The sequence below is a fragment of the Planotetraspora thailandica genome, assembly GCF_016863335.1.
In the GTDB taxonomy this organism is placed as follows: Bacteria; Actinomycetota; Actinomycetes; order Streptosporangiales; family Streptosporangiaceae; genus Planotetraspora; species Planotetraspora thailandica.
On record NZ_BOOR01000078.1, the window covers coordinates 1 to 20,036 of the forward strand.

The 20,036-nt window shown below is 67.7% G+C and carries 16 protein-coding genes, 1 other RNA gene and 2 pseudogenes; 10 read left to right on the plus strand and 9 right to left on the minus strand.

What is annotated here, in order from left to right:
• Positions 1 to 964: 964 nt before the first annotated feature.
• A pseudogene (locus Pth03_RS41835) lies at positions 965 to 1,132 on the plus strand (helix-turn-helix domain-containing protein); the annotation flags it as partial.
• Between the two features lie 75 nt (positions 1,133 to 1,207).
• On the opposite strand, the pseudogene Pth03_RS37145 reads toward Pth03_RS41835, so the two are convergent.
• The 6 genes and pseudogenes from Pth03_RS37145 to Pth03_RS37170 all read right to left on the minus strand — a co-directional run.
• Positions 1,208 to 1,345: pseudogene (locus tag Pth03_RS37145) on the minus strand (helix-turn-helix domain-containing protein); the annotation flags it as partial.
• Positions 1,338 to 1,550, minus strand: coding sequence for a putative quinol monooxygenase (locus Pth03_RS37150; protein WP_203949184.1), 213 nt, complete (start codon positions 1,548 to 1,550; stop codon positions 1,338 to 1,340). The pseudogene Pth03_RS37145 and the gene Pth03_RS37150, both read right to left, overlap by 8 nt.
• 197 nt (positions 1,551 to 1,747) lie before the next feature.
• Positions 1,748 to 2,135, minus strand: an RNA gene (rnpB, locus tag Pth03_RS37155) — RNase P RNA component class A.
• Between the two features lie 47 nt (positions 2,136 to 2,182).
• Positions 2,183 to 3,373, minus strand: a complete 1,191-nt coding sequence (locus tag Pth03_RS37160) for a bifunctional RNase H/acid phosphatase (RefSeq protein WP_373318668.1) — start codon at positions 3,371 to 3,373, stop codon at positions 2,183 to 2,185.
• Entirely contained in the window at positions 3,370 to 4,110 is a 741-nt protein-coding gene (locus tag Pth03_RS37165) for a zinc ribbon domain-containing protein (protein ID WP_203949186.1), read from the minus strand. The genes Pth03_RS37160 and Pth03_RS37165 overlap by 4 nt, the downstream gene beginning before the upstream one ends.
• A gap of 8 nt (positions 4,111 to 4,118) precedes the next feature.
• Positions 4,119 to 4,943, minus strand: a complete 825-nt coding sequence (locus tag Pth03_RS37170; RefSeq protein WP_203949187.1) for a Nif3-like dinuclear metal center hexameric protein — start codon at positions 4,941 to 4,943, stop codon at positions 4,119 to 4,121.
• Positions 4,944 to 5,026: 83 nt separating this feature from the next.
• On the opposite strand from Pth03_RS37170, the gene Pth03_RS37175 reads away from it, so the two are divergent.
• The 9 genes from Pth03_RS37175 (at position 5,027) to Pth03_RS37215 (ending at position 15,508) form a co-directional block, all read left to right on the plus strand.
• Complete coding sequence (locus Pth03_RS37175; protein WP_239119665.1) at positions 5,027 to 6,076, plus strand: dipeptidase; 1,050 nt, start codon at positions 5,027 to 5,029, stop codon at positions 6,074 to 6,076.
• Positions 6,073 to 7,188 (plus strand): M20/M25/M40 family metallo-hydrolase, encoded by a 1,116-nt coding sequence (locus tag Pth03_RS37180; RefSeq protein ID WP_203949188.1) that lies wholly within the window; start codon positions 6,073 to 6,075, stop codon positions 7,186 to 7,188. The genes Pth03_RS37175 and Pth03_RS37180 overlap by 4 nt, the downstream gene beginning before the upstream one ends.
• The gene (locus tag Pth03_RS37185) at positions 7,185 to 8,099 is read left to right on the plus strand and encodes a GNAT family N-acetyltransferase (protein WP_239119666.1); all 915 of its coding nucleotides are present in this window, start codon (positions 7,185 to 7,187) and stop codon (positions 8,097 to 8,099) included. Before Pth03_RS37180 ends, Pth03_RS37185 begins: the two co-directional genes overlap by 4 nt.
• On the plus strand, positions 8,096 to 9,199 hold the full coding sequence (gene menC / locus Pth03_RS37190; RefSeq protein ID WP_203949189.1) for an o-succinylbenzoate synthase: 1,104 nt from the start codon (positions 8,096 to 8,098) through the stop codon (positions 9,197 to 9,199). Before Pth03_RS37185 ends, menC begins: the two co-directional genes overlap by 4 nt.
• Positions 9,200 to 9,331: 132 nt before the next feature.
• Positions 9,332 to 10,642 carry a HAMP domain-containing sensor histidine kinase gene (locus tag Pth03_RS37195; protein ID WP_239119667.1) on the plus strand — a complete coding sequence of 437 codons (1,311 nt, stop codon included), beginning with the start codon at positions 9,332 to 9,334 and terminating at the stop codon, positions 10,640 to 10,642.
• Positions 10,643 to 10,866: 224 nt separating this feature from the next.
• Positions 10,867 to 12,708, plus strand: a complete 1,842-nt coding sequence (locus tag Pth03_RS37200) for an SCO2524 family protein (RefSeq protein WP_239119668.1) — start codon at positions 10,867 to 10,869, stop codon at positions 12,706 to 12,708.
• Positions 12,709 to 13,623: an SCO2523 family variant P-loop protein gene (locus tag Pth03_RS37205; protein WP_203949191.1), complete on the plus strand. Its 915-nt coding sequence runs from the start codon at positions 12,709 to 12,711 to the stop codon at positions 13,621 to 13,623. It begins immediately after the preceding gene.
• The gene (locus Pth03_RS37210; RefSeq protein ID WP_203949192.1) at positions 13,620 to 14,576 is read left to right on the plus strand and encodes an SCO2522 family protein; all 957 of its coding nucleotides are present in this window, start codon (positions 13,620 to 13,622) and stop codon (positions 14,574 to 14,576) included. The genes Pth03_RS37205 and Pth03_RS37210 overlap by 4 nt, the downstream gene beginning before the upstream one ends.
• A gap of 14 nt (positions 14,577 to 14,590) precedes the next feature.
• The gene (locus Pth03_RS37215; RefSeq protein ID WP_203949193.1) at positions 14,591 to 15,508 is read left to right on the plus strand and encodes an SCO2521 family protein; all 918 of its coding nucleotides are present in this window, start codon (positions 14,591 to 14,593) and stop codon (positions 15,506 to 15,508) included.
• Here Pth03_RS37215 and Pth03_RS37220 read toward each other — a convergent pair.
• The 3 genes from Pth03_RS37220 to Pth03_RS37230 form a co-directional block, all read right to left on the minus strand.
• Positions 15,499 to 18,249: an NACHT domain-containing protein gene (locus Pth03_RS37220; RefSeq protein WP_203949194.1), complete on the minus strand. Its 2,751-nt coding sequence runs from the start codon at positions 18,247 to 18,249 to the stop codon at positions 15,499 to 15,501. The genes Pth03_RS37215 and Pth03_RS37220 overlap by 10 nt on opposite strands.
• 6 nt (positions 18,250 to 18,255) lie before the next feature.
• Positions 18,256 to 18,843 (minus strand): hypothetical protein, encoded by a 588-nt coding sequence (locus Pth03_RS37225; RefSeq protein WP_203949195.1) that lies wholly within the window; start codon positions 18,841 to 18,843, stop codon positions 18,256 to 18,258.
• A gap of 98 nt (positions 18,844 to 18,941) precedes the next feature.
• Entirely contained in the window at positions 18,942 to 19,925 is a 984-nt protein-coding gene (locus Pth03_RS37230) for a 2-hydroxyacid dehydrogenase (protein WP_203949196.1), read from the minus strand.
• Between the last annotated feature and the right edge of the window lie 111 nt (positions 19,926 to 20,036).

A 20,036-nucleotide genomic window follows, 5' to 3' on the forward strand; every position in this document is an offset into this window, starting at 1 on the left:
GAACTCGATCCGCCCAGCATCCTCTTGCTCCTTCCAGGAGCCGACGACAGCAGTACGCGAAGTGACAGTGGAAGTACGCACCTCCCGCCCTCTGATGGTGTTGATCGTCCAAGTGAGAGCTGCAGCCAGCACGACAACGGCTAACACGCGCATGCCCAAGCGCCGACGCGACCATCTTGGCTTTCGAGCAACCCCAGCCACATTCGCCTCCTCAACCACGCCCTGTCAGCTGGAGCCTAGCCTTGCGTTGGAGACCCGCTCCGCGGCACGAAGAACCAGCAAACGGACGGGGTTCGGTTACCGCAACTAACCACCGGTCTTTGCCATCCCGTCTGCCGTCGACCCAACCGCGGAGCGGCAGCGGGCCGGCGACGGAGGTGCAAGCTCGGCTTGACGTGTCCCTCCGCCTGTGCACCTTCCACGGTGATGGGACGCCAACGGTCACAGCCGGGCTTGCGGCGGAGGATGCGGTCTGCTGGGCTTGCCTGGGTCGATGGCGGGCGGGATGGCCACCAACCCCAGCCACTCCACAACCCGCACACCTGTTCGAACGCCATCCCGGAGCCGGAGAGCCCCCGCCGGAGGCACCACCACGCGCGGCCGGCACCTGACGGGCACTTCCAGCTCAGCCCGACGCACTGTGAGCGGACTTGTACTGTCGCCTGGCGGCCCATCCCCTCGTCCGCGCCAGCCGTCCGGCGTTGTTTGCGCGCTGTCCGCCGGGAGCGTCAGCGGGAGGCGGCGGCGTGCGCCGTGACGGCGGCGCGTGCGGTCCGGTTAGGGCCGCCTTGAAGACGTACAGAAAGTTCTCACAGAGGGGTTCAGCTAAAGGCTTGTCCTGTCCCGGGACATGCTTGACACCTCAGTCCCAAGACATCGGTGACAGGTGCCGTTTGTCGGCCAGTCTGTCGTGCGTCGTTTGCGGGCGTCGCGCGTCAGGAGGCCGGGATTGGCCCTGGTGGATATGTCCGTTGTCGAGCAGCGGTATCGGGCTGTGCTGGCGGTTTTGGCTGGTGCGTCGGTGACCGAGGTCGCCCGGGAGGTGGGGGTGGCTCGGCAGACGTTGTCGGGCTGTGTGTCGCGGTATCGCGAGTCGGGTCTGGGTGGTTTGGTGGACCGCTCGCGTCGGCCGCATTCGGGTTCCACGGATCTCCGCCACCGAGACGCTGAGGACGTCGGCAAGTTTCTGGATGACCGAGAGCCGATCAACCGGGCGTACTCCACGTTCGACCTGAGACACCCAGCTCTCGGACCGGCCCACGAGGCCGGCGAACTCGACTTGAGACCGGCCAAGTCGCTTGCGGTGGTACGCGATGCGCTCACCGATGAGTTGCGCGTCAGGCATCAGTGGTGATCGCTCCGTTCTGCTTGCCGTCGATGAGTGCCAGGAAGTCCACGCTGACGTCTTGGAGCAGGGACTCGCGAGCGGTCAGGAAGTGTCGAACGTGGTCTTGCTCCTCGTGCTCTTCGAACGCGGCGCGGTCGCGGTACAGCTCGTAGAAGATCCGCTCATTGGGCGCGCCTTCTACTTCGTGGCAGGTGTAGATCAATCGGGCGAATCTGAACCCGAAGGTGATTCAAACGCGCCTTGGGCACGCCACGATCGCCGAGACGATGGACACTTACGGGCACCTGTTCCCCGACGACGAAGATCTCGGTCGGGGCGCGGTCGAAGCCATGATCGCCGCCACGCTGGCGGAACAGCAGCACCTTGTAGCCGCATAGCCGCAGGTCAGGTGAGTGATAGCGGACGAGTCGGCCTGTAGGCCGGGTTCTGTGATCAGCCGGAGCTGATCGGCGGCCATCCATCTAGGACCGCCGTTGCCGGCGGCCTCAAGCGGTCTACCCGCGCGGCTCGGGCGAGCCGCCCTCAAACGTCGCGCGCGGAACGCCTCTTGCGAAGCGCCCCTTCTTGACCTTGCTCCGGGTGGGGTTTACCTAGCCGCCCACGTCACCGTGGGCGCTGGTGGTCTCTTACACCACCGTTTCACCCTTACCCCCGAAGGGGCGGTCTGCTCTCTGTGGCACTGTCCCGCGGGTCACCCCGGGTCGGCGTTACCGACCACCCTGCCCTGTGGAGCCCGGACCTTCCTCGGCAGGGCCGAAAGCCCTGACGCGGCCGCCCGGCCGACTCATCCGCTTCCAGCCTAGCGTGTCGGCCGGTTCACCTCTGCCACAGAAGTCACACCTGTAGATGTGCGGTGTCGTTGAACGCCCTCAGCACCGCGGGGCCGTCAGCGTAGTAGTCGATCACCGAGAGGCACGCCAGGTCGAGATGCATGCGATAGACCGCCTCGATGGGTGCTTGCAGGGCCGACCGCACGAGCATCTTGATCGGCGTCACGTGCGACACCACGAGCACGGTCTTGCCCTGGTGCTTCTCGACGATTCGGGCCTGGGCCCGTTCGACTCTGCGGGCCACCGCCGCAAAGCTCTCCCCGCCCGGCGGGGCGGTCTCCGGGTCCGCCAGCCAGGCCGCGAGCTCGCCCGGCCACGACTCCTGGATCTCGGCGAACGTGTGGCCCTCCCACGCGCCGAAGTCGGTCTCGCGGAGGTCGTCCTCCACCACCACGGTGACGCCGGTACGGCCGGCGAGAGCCTCGGCGGTCTGCCGCGCCCGGGCGAGCGGAGAGCTGACGATCACATCGACCGCGTACGGCGCGCGCGAGAGCCGTACGGCGGCGGCCTGCGCCTGAGCCAGGCCGCCGGCGGTGAGCGCGGGGTCGCCGAGGCCGGAGAACCGCTTTTCCGCCGACAGCGGCGTCTCGCCGTGGCGCAGCATGATCAGCGAGGTCGCCGAGCGGGTCGGCCGGGGCATCCACCCGGTGCCCTCCCGAGACGTCCCGGCGGTCGATGAGACCGAGTCCGGCGAATCGAGCCGGGTCGTCACGGTCGTGGAACCCGAGGAGGTCGTGGTGGCGGCGGAAAGGGTCTTGGCCTGCCATTTCTCTCCGCGGGCGGCGGCGTCCATGGCTTCGTTGGCGAGGCGGTCGGCGTGGGTGTTGCGCTCCCGCGGGATCCACGACCACGCGACCGTGAATTGCCGGGCGAGCGCCGCCGCCTCCAAGGCCAGCGGACGCAGGCCCTCGTGCTTGACCTTCCATCGGCCGGCCATCTGTTCGATGACCAGCTTGGAGTCCATTCGGACCTCGATCCGCTCGCCTTCCGCGCCCAGGGCGAGCAGCGCCTGAAGACCCGCGATCAGCCCGCGATATTCGGCGACGTTATTGGTCGCGACGCCGATCGACTCGGCGGCCTCGGCGCGGACCTGCCCGTCGGGGTCCTTCACCACGGCGCCATATCCGGCGGGGCCGGGGTTGCCGCGCGAGCCCCCGTCGGCCTCGACGACGAACCGCACGCCGGTGCCGCTCACAGCCCCGACTCGGCGGTGCGGACCAGGATCCGGCGGCATTCCTCGCACCTGACGACCTCGTCGGGGGCAGAGGAGCGGATGCGGTTGAGGTCGGCGATCGACAGGCTCGTGCGGCAGCCGAGGCATCGCCCGCCGTGCAGCATGGCGGCTCCGACGCCGGACTGGTCGCGCAGCTTCTCGTAGAGGGCGAGCAGGTCGGCCGGGACGTCGCCGACCATCGCGGCCCGCTTGCCCTGGATCTCGGCGGTTTCCTTGTCGAGCTCGGCGAAGGCCCCGTCACGGCGGTCGCCCGCGGCGGCCAGGGAGGCGCTCGCCTTGTCGCGCTCGGAGCTGAGGGTGGTCACCTGGGCATCCGCGGTCTCGCGCCGCTCCATGATTTCGAGCACGACCTCTTCGAGGTCTTCCTGGCGCCGCCGCAGTGAGGCGATCTCCGACTGGAGGCTCGCCAGGTCCCGGGGAGACGACACCTGGCCGGAGTCGAGCCGCTTCTGGTCGCGCTCGGCTCGGGTGCGCACCGCGTCCACGTCGGACTCGGCCTTGGACTGCTCCCTCGCCAGGTCGCCCGCCTCGGTCTCCGCCGCGATCACCTGCGTCGCGAACTGGGCGAGGCGCTTGGAGATCTCTTCGATCTCGCCGAGCTCCGGCAAGGTGCGCCGGCGATGCCTCAGACGGTCGAGCCCCGCATCCAGCTCCGCCAGATCGAGCAGACGCTTCTGTGCTTCGGGTGCGGCCTTCATCCCCATCCTCAATCCAGGTCTGTGGTCGTCCACACGTCGGTGACGACATCGGAGATACGCGCCTCAACAGTAATGCCCTTGGCCGCCATCGCCGACGTCAGACGTTCGGCCGCCTCGGCCAGCCAGGGCCATTCGGTCGCCCAGTGGGACGCGTCGACCAGGGCCGGACCGCCTCCCGCCTCCATGAACTCGCTGGCGGGGTGGTGGCGCAGGTCCGCCGTCAAAAACACGTCGACTCCGGCGGCACGCGCCGCTCCGAGCAAAGAGTCTCCGGCTCCTCCGCTCACGGCGACGGTCTCCACCGTACGCTCCGGATCGCCGGCGACCTTCAGCGACGTCGGAGGGAGACCCGAGGCGGCCCGGGCGGCGAACTCCCGCAGCGCCATGGGTGAGGGAAGCGTCCCGATGCGGCCGAGGCCGCGGCGCGGGTCGTCGGCGGACGGCTGCAGGGGCCGCAGATCAGGAGAGAGGCCGACTGCGCGGGCGAGCGCGTCCGACACCCCCGGGCTGGCGACGTCGGCGTTGGTGTGCGCCGTGTAGAGGGCGACGTCGTTCCTGATCAGCCGGTGGATCACGCGCCCCTTGAACGTGCTCGCCGCGACCGTCGTCGTGCCGCGCAGATAGAGCGGGTGGTGGGTGACGACCAGGTCGGCGCCCCACTCGAGGGCTTCGTCGACCACCACCGCGACCGGGTCGACCGCGAAGAGGACCTTCCGTACGGGCAGGGCGGGGTCGCCGCAGACGAGGCCCACCGCGTCCCAGGGCTCCGCCCAGGCGGGGTCGTACTGGGCTTCCATCTCGGCGATGATCTCGGCGAGAGAGCTAGGTGGCATCCGCGCAGACTATCGAGAACGGGAGGATCCCAGAAAAGAGAGGTAACGTCCCTTTGAACAACACGCTGCCGAGGAGGATCCACGTGGCCCTTGACCAGCACGACTTGCACAGGGACGCGATCGTCGCCGACACCCACAACGATCTGCTGATGGCCGTGTCGGCCCGGCCCCCGCGCAAATGGGGCTCGTTCTTCCGCGAGCAGTGGTTGCCCCAGCTCGTCGAGGGCGGGGTCGACGTCCAGGTGCTCCCGGTGTTCATCGACAGCGGCTTCCGCCCCGAAGGTGCGCTGCGCCAGACGCTGCGCATGATCGAGTGCGCGCATGTCCTGGCCGAGGAGAACCCCGAGACCGTACGGCTCTGCCGCGACGCCGAGGAGATCGACGAGGCGCTGGCGAGCGGCAGAATCGCCCTGGTGCTCGCCATGGAGAGCATGCCCGGCATCGACGAGAGCGTCGAGCTCATTCCCACCGTTCACCGGCTCGGGGTCCGGGTGGCCTCGATCGCCCACTGGGGACGCACCCCGCTCGCGGACGGCAGCGGCCAGGACGGCACTGAGTCGAAGCTGACGAGCCACGGCGTCGAGGCCCTCCAGGAGATGGAGCGGCTCGGCATGATCTTCGACGTCTCGCATCTCGGCGCGTCGGGCGTCGCGCACGTCCTGGAGCTCGCCACGCGCCCCGTCATCGCGACCCATTCCTCCGCGCGTGCGCTGCGTGACCACCACCGCAACCTCACCGACGACCAACTCCGGGCCGTCGCCGCGAACGGCGGCGTGATCTGCGTGAACTTCCTCGCGGCCTTCCTGACCCTGGATGCCCGCACCGCCACGGTCGACCATCTGGTCGACCACATCGAGCACATCGTGGGAGTCGCCGGCATCGACCACGTCGGCCTCGGGCCCGACTTCATGCGGGAAGTCCACCTCGACCTGACCCCGCCCTGCTGCGAAGGCTTCAGCTACAGCGAGATCGACGCCATGGCGGCCATCCCCGGACTCGAAGGGCCCCGGGGGCTGCCGCTGGTGACCGAAGGGCTGCTCAAGCACGGTTTCTCCGAAGAGGAGATCGTCAAGATCCTCGGCGGCAACGTGATGCGGCTGTTCCGCGCCGGACTGGGGCAAGGCCGCCCGTGAGCCTGGACGCCATGCTGGCCGACCTCGAGGAGCTCGTGGTCTGCGAGTCGTTCTCCAGCGACCACGAGGCCGTGGCACGCAGCGCCCGGGTCGTCGCCGCGCAGGGGCGCCGGCTGCTCGGAGCCGAGCCGGAGACTGCCGTGATCGGCGGAGTCACGCACCTGCGCTGGTCGTTCGGCACGCCGAAGGTGCTGCTTCTGGGCCACCACGACACCGTCTGGCCGATCGGCTCGCTGCGGCAACACCCGTGGTCGGTCGTCGACGGCGTCGCGCGGGGGCCCGGTGTCTTCGACATGAAGGCCGGCCTGGTGCAGATGTTCCACGCGGTGGCGTCGCTGCCCTCCCCCGCCGGTGTCACCGTACTGATCGTGGGCGACGAGGAGCTCGGGTCCCCCACCTCCCGGCCGTTGATCGAGGCGAGCGCCGCGAGCTGCGAGGCGACGCTCGTGCTGGAGGCCAGCGCCGACGGCGGCGCGCTCAAGACCGCACGCAAGGGCATTTCCCGCTACGAACTCCTCGTGTACGGCAAAGCCGCCCATGCGGGCCTCGAACCCGAGCTCGGGGTCAACGCCGGAGTCGAACTGGCCCACCAGATCATCGCCGTCACCCAGATCGCCGAGAAGGTCGAATCGTCCTCGCGTGCCGGGCTGGTGTCGGTGACGCCGACATTGATGTCGGCCGGGACCAGCACGAACACGGTTCCCGCGGCCGGCCGGGTCGCCATTGACGTCAGGGTGCCAGACGCCACCGCCCAGCGGCGGGTGGACGAGCTGATGCACGAACTGACCCCGCACACGCCCGGCGCACGTCTGGAGCTGAGGGGCGGACCGAACCGCCCGCCGCTCGACCCGTCCGCCTCGGCCGGGCTCTTCGAGATCGCCGGGCGGATCGCCGGCGATCTCGGGATGCGCCCGCTGGACGGCGTGTCCGTGGGCGGCGGCTCCGACGGCAACTTCACCGCGGGCGTCGGCTGCCCCACCCTCGACGGCCTCGGCGCCGTCGGCGGCGGAGCCCACGCCGCCGGTGAGCACGTCATCGTCGAGGAGATGCCGGCCAGGGCCAGGCTGGTCGCGGCGCTCACCTCACACGTGCTGGACGGAGGGTCCCGATGACCGGGTCCGCGCCGGGGGACGCGAACGGCACCGCCTTCCCGTCCGGCGGCGGGGCTCCTCATGGAACCGGCCACGTGCCGGGCCCTGACCTCGCGACCGAAGGGCCTGGACCGGCTCGGCAGGCCTCAGACGCGGCGATCAGGAGCGGGGTGCGGATCCGCGAACTGGCGGACTTCTCCGCCTTCAAGCAGGTGGTGAAGCTGTTCGACGACATCTGGCATCCCGACCCCTCCAATCCCGCCCTCACCCCCGACCTGATGCGGGCGATGTCGCACGCGGGCAACTACCTCGCCGGGGCCTTCGACGGCGCGACCCTCGTGGGCGCCTCGGCCGCCTTCTTCGCCGCTCCCCCCGGCCGGGTCCTGCACTCCCACGTCACGGGAACGGTCAGGCGCGGCGCGGGATTCGCCCTCAAGCTGCACCAGCGCGCGTGGGCACTCGCCCGGGGCATCGACGTGGTCACGTGGACCTGCGACCCCCTCGTACGGCGCAACGCCTACTTCAACCTGGCCAAACTCGGGGCCCGCCCGGAGGAGTACCTGCGGGACTTCTACGGTTCGATGGCCGACCTCCTCAACGCCGGCGACGAGTCCGACCGGGTGCTCGCCGTCTGGCGGCTGGACGAGCCGCTGGTCGCCGAGGCCTGCGCAGGCCGGCCGTACGTGCCGCCGATCCCGCCGGACGCGGTCGTCGGCGTGGCGGAGCACGAGGGACGGCCTCGGGTCGGCGCGACGGACGCTCGGGTCGTGCTGGTCGCGATCCCGGCCGACATCGAGTCCCTGCGCCGGCGCGACGCGGGCCTCGCCAGGGCCTGGCGTTATGCCGTACGGGACGTGCTGGGCACGATGATGACACAGGGCGCCCGTGTGACGGGATTCGCCGAAGGTTGCTACGTGGTGGAGCGCACATGAAGATCACAGGGGTGGAGCTGCGGCGGATCTCGATGCCGCTGGTCTCCCCGTTCCGCACGTCCTTCGGCACGGAGCACACCCGCGACGTACTCCTCGTGCGGGTGGTGACGCCCGAGGCCGAGGGCTGGGCCGAGTGCGTCGCGCAGGAGGCGCCCCTCTACTCGCCGGAATACGTCGACGGCGCCGCCGACGTGCTGCGCCGGTTCATGGTCCCGGCGGTGACGGCGCTGCCGCACGTGGACGCATACGCCGTCGAGCGGGCGCTGGAGCCCTTGAAGGGCCACCGGATGGCCAAGGCCGCCCTGGAGACCGCGGTGCTGGACGCCCAGCTGCGGGCCTCGGGCGAGTCGTTCGCGCGTTTCCTCGGCGCGACGCGGGACGCGGTGCCCTGCGGCGTATCCGTGGGGATCATGGACTCGATCCCCGCATTGCTCGACGCCGTCGGCAGCTACATCGCCGAGGGATACGTCCGGATCAAGCTCAAGATCGAGCCGGGCTGGGACATCGAGCCGGTCCGCGCCGTCAGGGAGCGGTTCGGCGACGTGTTGCTCCAGGTGGACGCCAACGCCGCCTACACGCTGACCGATGCGGCGCATCTGGCCCGGCTCGACGCGTTCGGCCTGCTGCTGATCGAGCAGCCGCTCGGCGACGACGACCTGGTTCAGCACGCGGAGCTGGCCAGGCGGCTGAAGACGCCGGTCTGCCTGGACGAGTCGATCCACTCCGCGGCGCACGCCGCCGCCGCCATCTCCCTCAAGTCGTGCTCGGTGGTCAACATCAAGCCGGGCCGGGTCGGCGGTTACCTGGAGGCCCGGCGGATCCACGACCTGTGCCGGGCCCACGGGATCGCCGTGTGGTGCGGCGGCATGCTGGAGACCGGAATCGGCAGGGCGGCCAACGTCGCCCTCGCGGCGTTGCCGGGCTTCACCCTCCCCGGCGACACGTCGGCGTCCCGGCGCTATTTCGCCCAGGACATCACAAAGCCCTTCGAGTTGCGCGACGGCCATCTCGACGTTCCCACCGGCCCTGGCATCGGGGTCGAGCCCGATCCGGGCGTCCTGGCCAAGGTGACGGCGTCGACACAGTGGCTGGTCGGTTAAACTGTGGGTGATTTGTCCGATTTTGATATCAAATCTCCATTTGCGAGGGCAAATTGACCTAGTGTAGTCATCTGATCACGGGGGGATCAGGTGAGCTTGTGGCACAGTTGGTCGGTTAGGGCGCGCCTGACGGTGATCGCGAGCATCGTGATGGTGCTCCTTTGCACAGCAGCGACCGTCTTCGTCCTTGTGGCCGTGCGCGGCACCGCCGAGAAATACAAAACCGAGGAGATCGTCGCCTCAGCCGTCCGCGTCAGCTATCTCGTGAGACGCGAACGGCTCCCGCCGGTCATCCTCGACGAGGACATCTCCGGGGTTCAGGTGGTGAACCCCCGGGGCCAGATCGTGTCGACCAGTTCCGAGCTGGTCGGCCGTCCTCGCATTGCCGCCTTCCGCCCGAACGAGGCGAGCGCGCAGGACCACAAGGTGCTCTGCCGCTCATCGGCGTTCCCGGAGCGATGCATGATCGTGGTCGCTCTGCGCGTGCCGCAGCCGGACGGGCAGTGGCTGGTCTATGCCACCGACGCCCAAGTGCCGTGGTACGTCAACCGCCAGTTGTTCTCGGCACTCATCGGAAGTTCACTGTTGCTGATCCTCCTCACGGCGTTCGGCACGTACCAGACCGTGGGGAAGGCACTCGCTCCAGTGGATGCGATCGCCGACAAACTCGCCGTGATCACCACGACGGACCTCGGCCAGCGGGTGCCTGTCCCCAAATTCGACGACGAGATCAGACGGCTCGCCGAGACGGCCAACCAGACGCTCGACCGGGCCGAGCTCGCCGTGGAGCAGCAGCGGCGGTTCGCCTCCGACGCGTCCCACGACCTGCGCAGCCCTCTTACGGCCATGCGCACCGAGATCGAGGAAGCCCTGCTCCACCCGGAGGCGGCCGACTGGCCAAAGACCGGCGACGCCCTGCTCGAGAGCCTCGACCGCCTGCAGGCCCTCGTCACCGACCTGCTTCAGATAGCCAGGTTGGACGCGGGGGCGGCGCCGAAGCTGGTCGCCGTCGACCTGGCCGACCTGGCCGCCTGTGAGCTGGACCGCCGCCAACGCAAGGTCGACGTTGTCAGGGAACTCGACCCCGGCGTGCTCGTCACCGGCGACCGGCTCCGCCTGGCCCGTCTGCTGAACAACCTGCTGGACAACGGCGAGCGCCACGCCACCTCGATGATGATCGTCAAGGTGTACCGCGTCGACGGCTGTGGCGCACTGGAGGTCGTCGACGACGGGGCGGGCATTCGCGCGAGCCAGCGCGAGGTGGTGTTCGAGCGTTTCACCCGTCTCGACGCCGCGCGCAACAAGGACGCGGGCGGCACCGGGCTCGGCCTGTCTATCGCCCGGCAGATCGCCGAGAGTCACGGCGGCACGCTGACGATCGAGGACAGCACGCTCGGCGCCCGCTTCGTGCTGCGCCTCCCCATCACGCACAGCGAATGTTGACCCGTCCCGCCAACCTTGGAGCGGCCGCGGGAGGCTTCTCGGCCATGGCCCAGGAATATCAGCCTCGGGACGCGATAACGCTGTGAACTACCACATTTACAAATAGCCCAATCGGCTTCATTGTGGTGCCGACGCGTTCGCAGCGAATGCCACGCGAATCACATTTACAACGGCGCAAAAGGGGCGTTTCGGCTGTAGGTGGATGAGCCGTCAAGAGAGAGGTCATGCGCGTGAAGCTGCAACCTCGGCAACAACTTCTGGAGGTCTGGGGGGCAGCCGCCCGCGCCTCGGTTCGCAACGGGACATGGACGTGGGGAGGCCGAGACGGCTCCAACTCTGTTTCCGATGCCGAGCAACTCCTGTGTTTTATGCATCCGGCCTCCGAACTGCCGGGCTTTCGGCTCGACACCCCTGATGAGACCGCCGAGGACGTGCTGGCGGCGCTGGAGAGATTCGGAGACAGCGTCGAGATCCCCCGCCTGCTGCTGAAGGTGATCGGCGAATATCTCGCCGCCTACACCGGTGTCGACGGACGCCCCATCTTCTCCGGCGGCAGCTATTTCCAGAGCGGCGAGGACGACGCGCAGGTCACGCCGGAACAGCAGCAACTGGACGTGGTGGACTCCTTCTCAATGTCCATCACGCTCTCCCTCGGCGCATTGGGCTTCCTCAAGGTCTTCCGTCAGAGCGTGCGCCGTGAGGACATCCGCGCGGAGATCCGCAGACTCGAGGAGCTCGCCGGCAAGCGCCTGTCCGCGGCCATGGTGGGGTTGCTGCGCAGCTTCACGGTCAACGTGTTCGATCCCGGCTCGGCGGCGGGTCGCGCCCTGCTGCGAACGGTCAACCAGACCGGCGCTCCCGAACGCCGGGTGCTCGAGGATCTGCGGCGCGAGTTGCGCCCCATTCGCGCGAACGTGCGTGACCTGACGATCGGATCCGGCGCCGAGGTCGACCTCGACAACGAGAACCTGTTGTTCGAGTGCGGCTGGACGTGGGGCATCGTGAAAGACGCCCCCCGCGTCGAGACGAGCGAGGACGTCGGCCCGCAGCCGAAGGGAATCGCCGCCGACCAGCCCTTCCTGTACTTCACCGTCAACGCCCTCGTCGGCGTCCAGGACCTGTGGTCGACCCGCACCAGAGTTCTCGGCCTGCTCAACGACGCCCAGCTCACTCTGTCCACGGCGCTCCAGCGCCGCTGGGAGATCACGCAGCTCTACTGGCGCACCGTCGCCATGTACGGCAAGGGCCAGTGGCCGCTGGAGGACATCCCCTGGAGGACGATCGACGAGAAGGAGTCGGACTACTACAGTCTCGGCGTCACCGCCATGGTCGTGCAGAGCCTCGTCAACAGCCGGGCAGGCGACGTCGACCTGAGCCGGGTGGCCGCCGTGCTCGAGGAGCTCGCCATCCGGGCGAGGATCATCCGCAGAGCGGTGTCGGGCGATCCGCCGGTCCAGCTCCATGCGCCCGGAGTCAGCGTCAACCTGCAGGGCAGCGACTCCCTCGGCCCGAAGATGATCTGGGTCGTCTCCGACTTCGCGATCACTTTGCTCAAGAGGACGATCTGGGCCGCCTCCATCGCGCAGAACACCGAGACCAGAGAGCGGTTATTGCGCCTGGCCGACGGCATCTGGCAGCACATCCTGCTGCGCCGGAGCAAGGACGGCGCGGGGCGCGGCCTGTGGGACCAACCGGACAACGCCTTCCCCAATCTCGAGACCCACCACGACGAGCCGTCGTGGTACTTCAGTGAGCGGGTGGTCGAGTTCCTCGTCTCGGCCGCCACGGCGAGCACGGAGTCGCCGCTGCGGAGCGAGGAGTTGGTCGACTTCGCCTACCAGATGCTGGGCGAGGCCGAGCACCTCCTGGACCAGGAACTCGTCACCCGGCCCCTCACCGCGGGGCAGACGATCCAGCCCAAGCTGCGCAGCATCCAGGCCACCCTCAACCGGGCCCGGTCGATCATCAGCTCCAAGCCCGCCACCGCCAACGCGCTCGTCATCAACGCCCTCCTCGACCTGGAGGGCCTCGCCACCGCCAGGGACAGCGCCACGGAGACGATCTGAATGCTGATCTTCGCCATCTCCGGCAAGGGCGGCACCGGGCGCTCGGTGACCAGCACCAACATCGTGTACCGCCACGCCCTGCAGGGAAACGACGTCTGCTATCTCGACTTCGACTTCGGCTCCCCCACCGCCGGGGCGATCTTCAGCGTCGGCGCGGTGGCCCGGGGCACGAGACGGCACGGGCTTCACGAATACCTCCGGGGTGACTGCGCGGAGCCGCACCAGGTGGACGTCTGGTCCGAGTCCGACCGCGAGGGGCTCAGGACCCGACCGCCCGAAGCGGGGCGGCTCGTGCTGCTGCCGGGCAGCGAGGGCGGCGGCGAACTGTCCGGAGGCAACGAGGACATGGTCCGCAGGTGCGTCCAGCTCTTCAGCCGGCTGAACGAGGAGTTCGACCTGTGCATGGTCGACGTGAGCGCGGGCCGTTCCTACACAGCCGAACTGGTGCTGAACGCCACGGCCCGGCTGCCCTCGATACCGTTCCGCTGGCTGGTCTTCCACCGCTGGACCCGGCAGCACATCATCGCGGCCGACGGTCTGGTCAGGGGAGACGACGGGCTGCTCGACGCGGGCGCCAGACTCGGTCACGATCCGGAGGCCCTTCGCGACCGCATCCGCTTCGTGCGCACCGCAGTGCTCGAGCCTGACGCGGCCGAGTTGGTGGGGTTGCGCGACGAGCAGCGCGCCTGGTTGTTCGCCTGCGACCAGGAGCTTCGGGAGCTGGCCGGCCGCCACAAGGTCGGCCGTACGGCCATGCTCGGCAAGATCCCGCTGGACCCCATCCTCCAGTGGCGTGAGCAAATCATTTCCGACGAAGACGTGCTCGCCAGCAAGATCGCCAATGCCGAGACGGCGTCGGCCTTCGACGAACTGGCCAAGAAGATCGTTGACGACACCGCGTGGGAGGGCCTGTGACGTCGGTCGACGCGACGTTCGGCGAGGTCGCGGCGGAGCGCCGGACGGCGTCGGCCCCTCTCTCCCACGTGTCCATCGAGCTCGGACACCTCTACATGGAGGATTTCGAGGCCGGTCCCGAGAGGTTGCGCCAGCAGTTCCGCCGGGTCGCCCCGTGGGCCGCCACGGTGCGGACCAGCTGGCAGGACCGCGTGCCCGGACGCAGAGCCCGGGTGAGCACGTGCTTTCTCATCGACGACTACTTCAGCCGTTTCAGCACGCCGGCCGAGCTGATCCCGATGGTGCTCGAGGCCGCGGCGGAATGCGACCTCACCATCGACTACCTGGCGAGGGAGTCGGCCTGCGCCGTGTCGGACGGCGTCGAGCTGGCCAAACTGGTCGAGGACCGGCTGGTCGACGACCCGTCGCCGGACACCAACGGCTCGCGGCCCCCGGTCAAGGAGACCGGCTGGTTATGCAACGGCTCGCGATCGCCGCAGGTGGGATCCGTCCAGGCGATGGGCAAAGCCCAGCGGTGGGCCCCTCCTGTGCAGAACGCCAAGCGCGGGCACTCCGTCTTCGTGGATGTGGAGTTGTGGGACGAGCACGGCGGGAAACGCACATGGTCGTGCCCCTTCCTCGCCGCCGTCTGGCAACTCCTGCGTCTCGGCCTGCTGCGGAGGGAGGGACGGCTGCCCGTACGGCCGGTCCCGCGCGACGACGCCTTTCCCGAAGACTGGGAGTCCCTCCCCGCCATCGTCCAGCTGAATCCGGCAGCGGCGCCGTTCAGCGCGTACACCACCCTGTCCGTCCTCTCCCCTCGTTTCCTGCCCGTCGAGCTGGCCGTACGCACGATCTTGAGCCAGGTGGCGGTGGACGGCGACGTCCTCGAGCAGGTTGCGGCCCGTAGCGGCGGCGAGGGCATCAAGCTCGAGGACGAGCTCGTGGATCGCATCTCCTACGTCTTCACCTAGGAGCCTTCGAGCTGATGCTGGTTATGGGGGAAGTCCACACGGGACTGCTGCAGAGCTCCGGGGAGATTCCCGAATCTGCGTGCCGTGACGTGCTGCACCTGATGTCGGGCGAGACCGTACGCCTGTCGCGCCGGCCGATGATCTACGCCGTTTCGCCCGACCTGCTGACGGGCGTCGACTGCCGGTTGCCGTCCGCGTCGCGGTCACGGATCAGAGGCGTCGGCACCGTGGTGTCCCATTCGTCCATCACGGGGGGACGTGTCGTCCAGGGCTCGTCCTACGCCCGGGTGGAGCGCGCCGAGACCGACCGCCGCCTGGCCTGGTCGCACTATCTCGCCCGTCCGGGGGTGATCGAGGTGCTGGGGAAGGCCAAGTCTTCCGACCTCGGCGACGGCTTCATCGGGGATCCGCAGCCCAACGGCCTCGACCTCGGCTCCATCAGCGCCCGCTTCATGGACGTGGTGCAGTCATCCCCGCTCCTCGACCGCCGGGCACCGTTCAAGGTCGCCCGTACGAAGGTCCGGTGGGTGGCGCAGCCCGGGGATCCGGCCATCCGGTTCACCCTGAACGCCGATCAGACCCGAACCATCCGCATAGCCCACTCGGGCGACTTCACCCCCGCCGTCGTCGACCTCTGCGAAGACCTCGCGCTGCACGACTGGCTGCTCACGACGTTGCTCCTGATCGTCGAACGGGCGCGGATCGGCGGCAGAGCGGGGCCCGAGGTGGTGGCGAAACTGGCTCCCGCAGTCGACCATCTCCTGCATCTGTGGATGCCGGCAGCCCGCGTCGACGAGGCTCTGGTTCCTTACTGGCATGGCCTCGAGGACCGGATGAGATTCACCGCCCAGTGGGAACGGCTCGTCCGCCGAATCCGCGACCAGCTCACTCTCAATGACGCGGCCATGCTGCGCTCTGCCCGTCATCCGTGAGCCGTGCGGCGACGCAGGGCCAGGCGGAAGCCCAGATCCCAGTAGGCGTTGCAGGGCGGGTCGTCCAATCTGAACGAAACGTGAGTGGCCAGCCTCTCTCTGCTGTACCACGACCCGCCGCGCACCACCCGCTTGCTCAGTCCGTCGGCAATTTCACGGTCTCCGTCATCACTCCATGGCAGTGACAGACTGCTGACCCATTCCCACACGTTGCCGCCCATGTCCTGCGGTCCGTCGTTCGCGCCGCCGCCGAAGAAACCTACGGGAATGGCACCGAAATGGACGATCCAGGGTTCGGGAGAAGAACTACTGAAGTCACGGACGACACATTTAGTGTCGTCGAAGGCGTCGCCCCAGGGATAGTCGCGTCGCTCGCCTGCGCCGTATCCACCGGCGGCCCACTCCCATTCGATCTCGGTGGGAAGAGAAACGACGTCGGCAGGTCCGACCCTGCCGGACTGGCGAAGCCGTGCCTGGAGCCACCGGCAATAGGCGTGAGCTTCCCATAAGTTGACGCCTACGACCGGAGCCGTGGGCAGATTGAATCGGGAGTCCTGCCAGTACAGAGGATGTCGGCGTTGCATGATCCGCCGGGCGATGCGCTCGGGCTGATCCTGTGCATAGGCAGCGAACTCGTCCTCTCCAAACTCCTTGACGAAGTTCAGATCCTTCTGCTGGTCCCACAGAAGAACGAGGCGGCCGATGAATTCAGGATCCTGCCGCTGCCAGCGGCCGGCGTCGTGCCCCACCCACCATTGAGGATCGTCGTAGCCGCCGTCATCGACGAACCGCCGGTACTCGACGTTGGTCACCGGGAAACGAGCGATCTCGAACGGTGCGACGCTCACGTTCCGCGGCGGGCTCGACGCGAGCCTCTTCCGCTCACTCATTTCCAGGGGGCGGTCGGTCCCCACCTTTCCGTCACCACCGGGAATCCGAACAAAACTTCCCATGTCATCACGCAGGCGGCCCAATTCGTCGACGAAGCGGGAATCGCGCACGCGGCTGACGGCGCAAAGCGCCCTCATGCGCGTGTCGCGAATCAGGTCGGATCGAGAGGCCACGGCCAGGAGGGTGTGAGCGCAGAAGGTCCACAGCCCGGTGAACGCCGGGTCATCAGGATCAGGTTCCGTCTGTCCGGTCACGGCGGCGCTGAACCCGTAACGGATGGCCGCTTCGCTGCCGATCTCCGCCAGCATGTCGCCGGCGAGGCATGCCCCGATCGCGGCCAGGGATCGAGCCTCCTGCTCGGAGTGCTCGGTCAGGAAACGCCGGGCGCGCCTGAGAAGACCCCGCGACAACATGAAGATGTCGGTGACGTTTTCCCCCGACGCCTGAGCGATGCTCGCGGCGTAGGCGAACACTTCGTTCCACTCGGGACGGAGAGCGAGGCCCCACCGATATGAACGGTCCACGAACTTGATGAGATGCTGGGCCGCGAGGTACTCCTGAAAGCTTCGGTGCGCGAACTCGAACACTCCGGCCTGCCGTTCTTGCACGAGACCGGCGGACGACGTTCCCACCAACTGGTCGACATATGCGTCGATGTACTGAGCGAGATCAGCCGCATTGAGGTAATGCGAACTGGCCGGCAGACCGGTCTCGACGTACCGGCGAAGCGTCGACCACTCGATCCGGTTGCCGTCCTGTCCGCTGATCGAGCGGTCGAGGGCGTCAAACGCCAGGCGGCCGACCAGATCCTTGAGAAGAACCGGGTCCAGACGGTCCCGGACCCGGCGCGCGCTCTCGCCCCGCCATCGCGGATCCACGAGCAGGTAGTCGACAGCCTGCCTGAGCACTTCCGCCCTGCCCGACTGCGCGCGCAACGGCTGAGAATCGACCATGCAAAGAACGGCGGCGAGGAGCGGGCTTTCCGCCACTTCTCTCAGCTCACTGTGTGCGTCCAGTACTTCTCGCGTGGCCGACACCCTCTGTGCGATCAAGGTGCTCTGCCCTCCGACGGCCGAGCTGTGCCATTGCTCCACATAGGTGTCGAGTTGGTCCTCGGTGAAACCGGCCATCTCCAGTACGGGCATGTTCCTCAGGGACCGCCGCGGTCGTTCGGCGAAATAGTCATCGATCCTGCATGTGATCAAAACCCTGTTGCGGGTCGAAAGAATCGCGGCATTCAGAAACGTGCGCAGCGGCTGAATAAGACCGGCGTCTACTTCGTCCAGCCCATCGAGAAAGAACCACAGATGCCCCGCCGCGCTGGCTTCCGTGAGTACATTGACGACTCCAGGGCGGCCCTGCGCGCCTCGGAGCCTGCCGAACAATTCCTCCAGAGAGGTCCAGACGCCCGAATCGTTCACGCTCGACAGCGGCACGTGGACAGGAATCCACCCGTGGCGGTGCAGGTTGGCCTCGTAGGCGTACAGATTGGCGAGCCGACGGCAGAGGGTGCTTTTCCCGAAACCCGGCGGGGCCGTAATGACCGCCTTTCTGAAGGTCACCATGTTCAACGCGGCGTCGACCTGCATGACAGTGCGTTCGGAGATGCCACGACGCTCCGAAGGAGGAGCCAGCGCAAGTGCCTTCCCGAATTCGGATACGGTCACCGTCGGCGGGATCCACACATCTTCGAGCCGGATCCGGTCCGCGCCGATGCCTTGCGGGTTGCCGAAGGCGAGATATTCGGTGTCGGCCAGGACGACGCTGAGATAGGCGGCGAGGTCCGCCGTCACGTTGAGTGCCCTCCTGGGCTCACGCTCCGCGTCGATGGGAATGGTCTCGTCAGTCACGGCACATCAATCCGCTTCGAACCGTACGGCCTCGCTCCGGCCGGCCACCTGCCCATGAATTGTCACCTCGGGGATGTAGGCGAGAGGTCCCAACGACGATCTGCGCCAGCACTCACCCGCCAGATCGACGAAATCGAGTTCGCACACCGGCTCTGTCAACGCGTGCACCGGTATGCGTGTACGAATACGACTGAACCCCGGCGCGATCGGGTCAAGGTGAGTGACATCCAGCTTGCCGACCTGCTTACCGGTCCCCCTCTCCCGAACAGTGAGGGTCCAGGCGTTGATGGGCAGCGGGGTCAAATTGTTGAAGCACAGATACCAACCCAGCTGACCTTGAGAGTCGTCGTCCAGAAACGACATCCAGCAGAACACTTGCGTGCGTTCCCGCCGGTCCTGCCGGGCGATGTCGTCCAACCGCGCGGCCTCTTGCTGCTTGATCTGCCGGAACGCGACGGCGACGGCGGCCACGGTCCCGATTCCCTGCGCCCATGAGCCGACGTCACCGAAGCGCTGATAGTCGATCACGCCGAAGCCGAAGATACGGAGCCCCCATAAGTGAAGGAGCAGAAGAAAGGCCACCGCCACGAGCAACGCGAGCGTCCATACCGGCGATCGCCATCGCAACCATCCTGGAACCCGAGCCCGGTTCAGCCTCTTCCTACCGTTGCTCCGCACCGGTCCATCACTCCCTAGCATGTGCCGAGCGCCGGGACCGGGTAGGGGGGAACTCGCTGTTCCAGCACGGCAAGCAGGTTCTCCGCGGCCATTGCGGCCATCCGGTGCACCGCCTGGTGGCTCAGGTAGGCGCAGTGTGGCGTGACAAGAAGGCGTGGCGTCATGGCCAGGAGACCGTAGGGGTCGTCGTGCGGCTCTGGAGTCGGCTCGATGTAGTACCCGTCCATCGCCGCTCCCGCGATGCGACCGGCCATGAGCGCCTCGCGCAGCGCAACCGGGTCGACCAGCTCCGCGCGCGCAGTGTTCACGAGAATTCCCGAGCCTCCAAGCAGGGTCAGTTCCTCTTCTGCGATCACGCCGTCGTTGTCGCCGGGCTTGTACGCGAGGCCGAGGCTGAGAAGGTCCACCTGCGCACACAGTTCCCGGATGGAATCGGCTCTCGTGTAACCGAGCCCGCGAAGCTCCGGCCGGATCGAGCGGTTCCAATAGGCGACGCGAGCGCCGAACGCCGACGACGCCATGCGCGCCACTTCCTGCCCTATCCTGCCCATCCCCGCTATTCCGACGCGCGCGCCGATCAACGATGGTGTGGCGACCTCGCTCCAGCCGCCTGCGCGAACCTCGTTGGCGCGCTCCGTCACCCGCCGAGTCATATCCAGCATGAGCGCAATGGTGAATTCGGCGACCGCTTCGGCGTTCGCGTGCGGCGTATATGTGAATTGCATGCCGACGGGATTTTCGGGCAATTGCATGAATGAGTGATAGCCGGTGCCCATGAAGCAGATGACCGCAAGCTCCGGCACCTTCTGCCAGACATCCTTCGTCATCCGCTCAGAACCGCCCTGGACGTAACCCCACGCGCCGGAGAGAGTCGAGACGATCTCGTCTCTGTCGAGAGTCCCGGGAATCGCTTCAATGACCAGGCCGTGAGCCTCAAGCACACGGGCGATTTCAGCGGGAAACGCGGCCCCGGTGATGACTACACGCCTCTTTTTCATCGCCACCCCTGCGCCCGGCCTCCCAAGAAGTGCCGAGCAAGCGCCGTACCTACGGACCCATCGTCATCCTCGACTATACGAGCGATGCCGAGCCGGATCCCGCGCCTCATA

Bases quoted from the DNA above. Each gene is read 5' to 3' on its own strand.
- Pth03_RS37170 (WP_203949187.1), bottom strand. From the start codon at position 4,943: ATGCCACCTAGCTCTCTCGCCGAGATCATCGCCGAGATGGAAGCCCAG.
- menC (WP_203949189.1), top strand. From the start codon at position 8,096: ATGAAGATCACAGGGGTGGAGCTGCGGCGGATCTCGATGCCGCTGGTC.
- Pth03_RS37200 (WP_239119668.1), top strand. From the start codon at position 10,867: ATGCGCGTGAAGCTGCAACCTCGGCAACAACTTCTGGAGGTCTGGGGG.
- Pth03_RS37215 (WP_203949193.1), top strand. From the start codon at position 14,591: ATGCTGGTTATGGGGGAAGTCCACACGGGACTGCTGCAGAGCTCCGGG.
- Pth03_RS37205 (WP_203949191.1), top strand. From the start codon at position 12,709: ATGCTGATCTTCGCCATCTCCGGCAAGGGCGGCACCGGGCGCTCGGTG.
- Pth03_RS37230 (WP_203949196.1), bottom strand. From the start codon at position 19,925: ATGAAAAAGAGGCGTGTAGTCATCACCGGGGCCGCGTTTCCCGCTGAA.
- Pth03_RS37165 (WP_203949186.1), bottom strand. From the start codon at position 4,110: ATGAAGGCCGCACCCGAAGCACAGAAGCGTCTGCTCGATCTGGCGGAG.
- Pth03_RS37185 (WP_239119666.1), top strand. From the start codon at position 7,185: ATGACCGGGTCCGCGCCGGGGGACGCGAACGGCACCGCCTTCCCGTCC.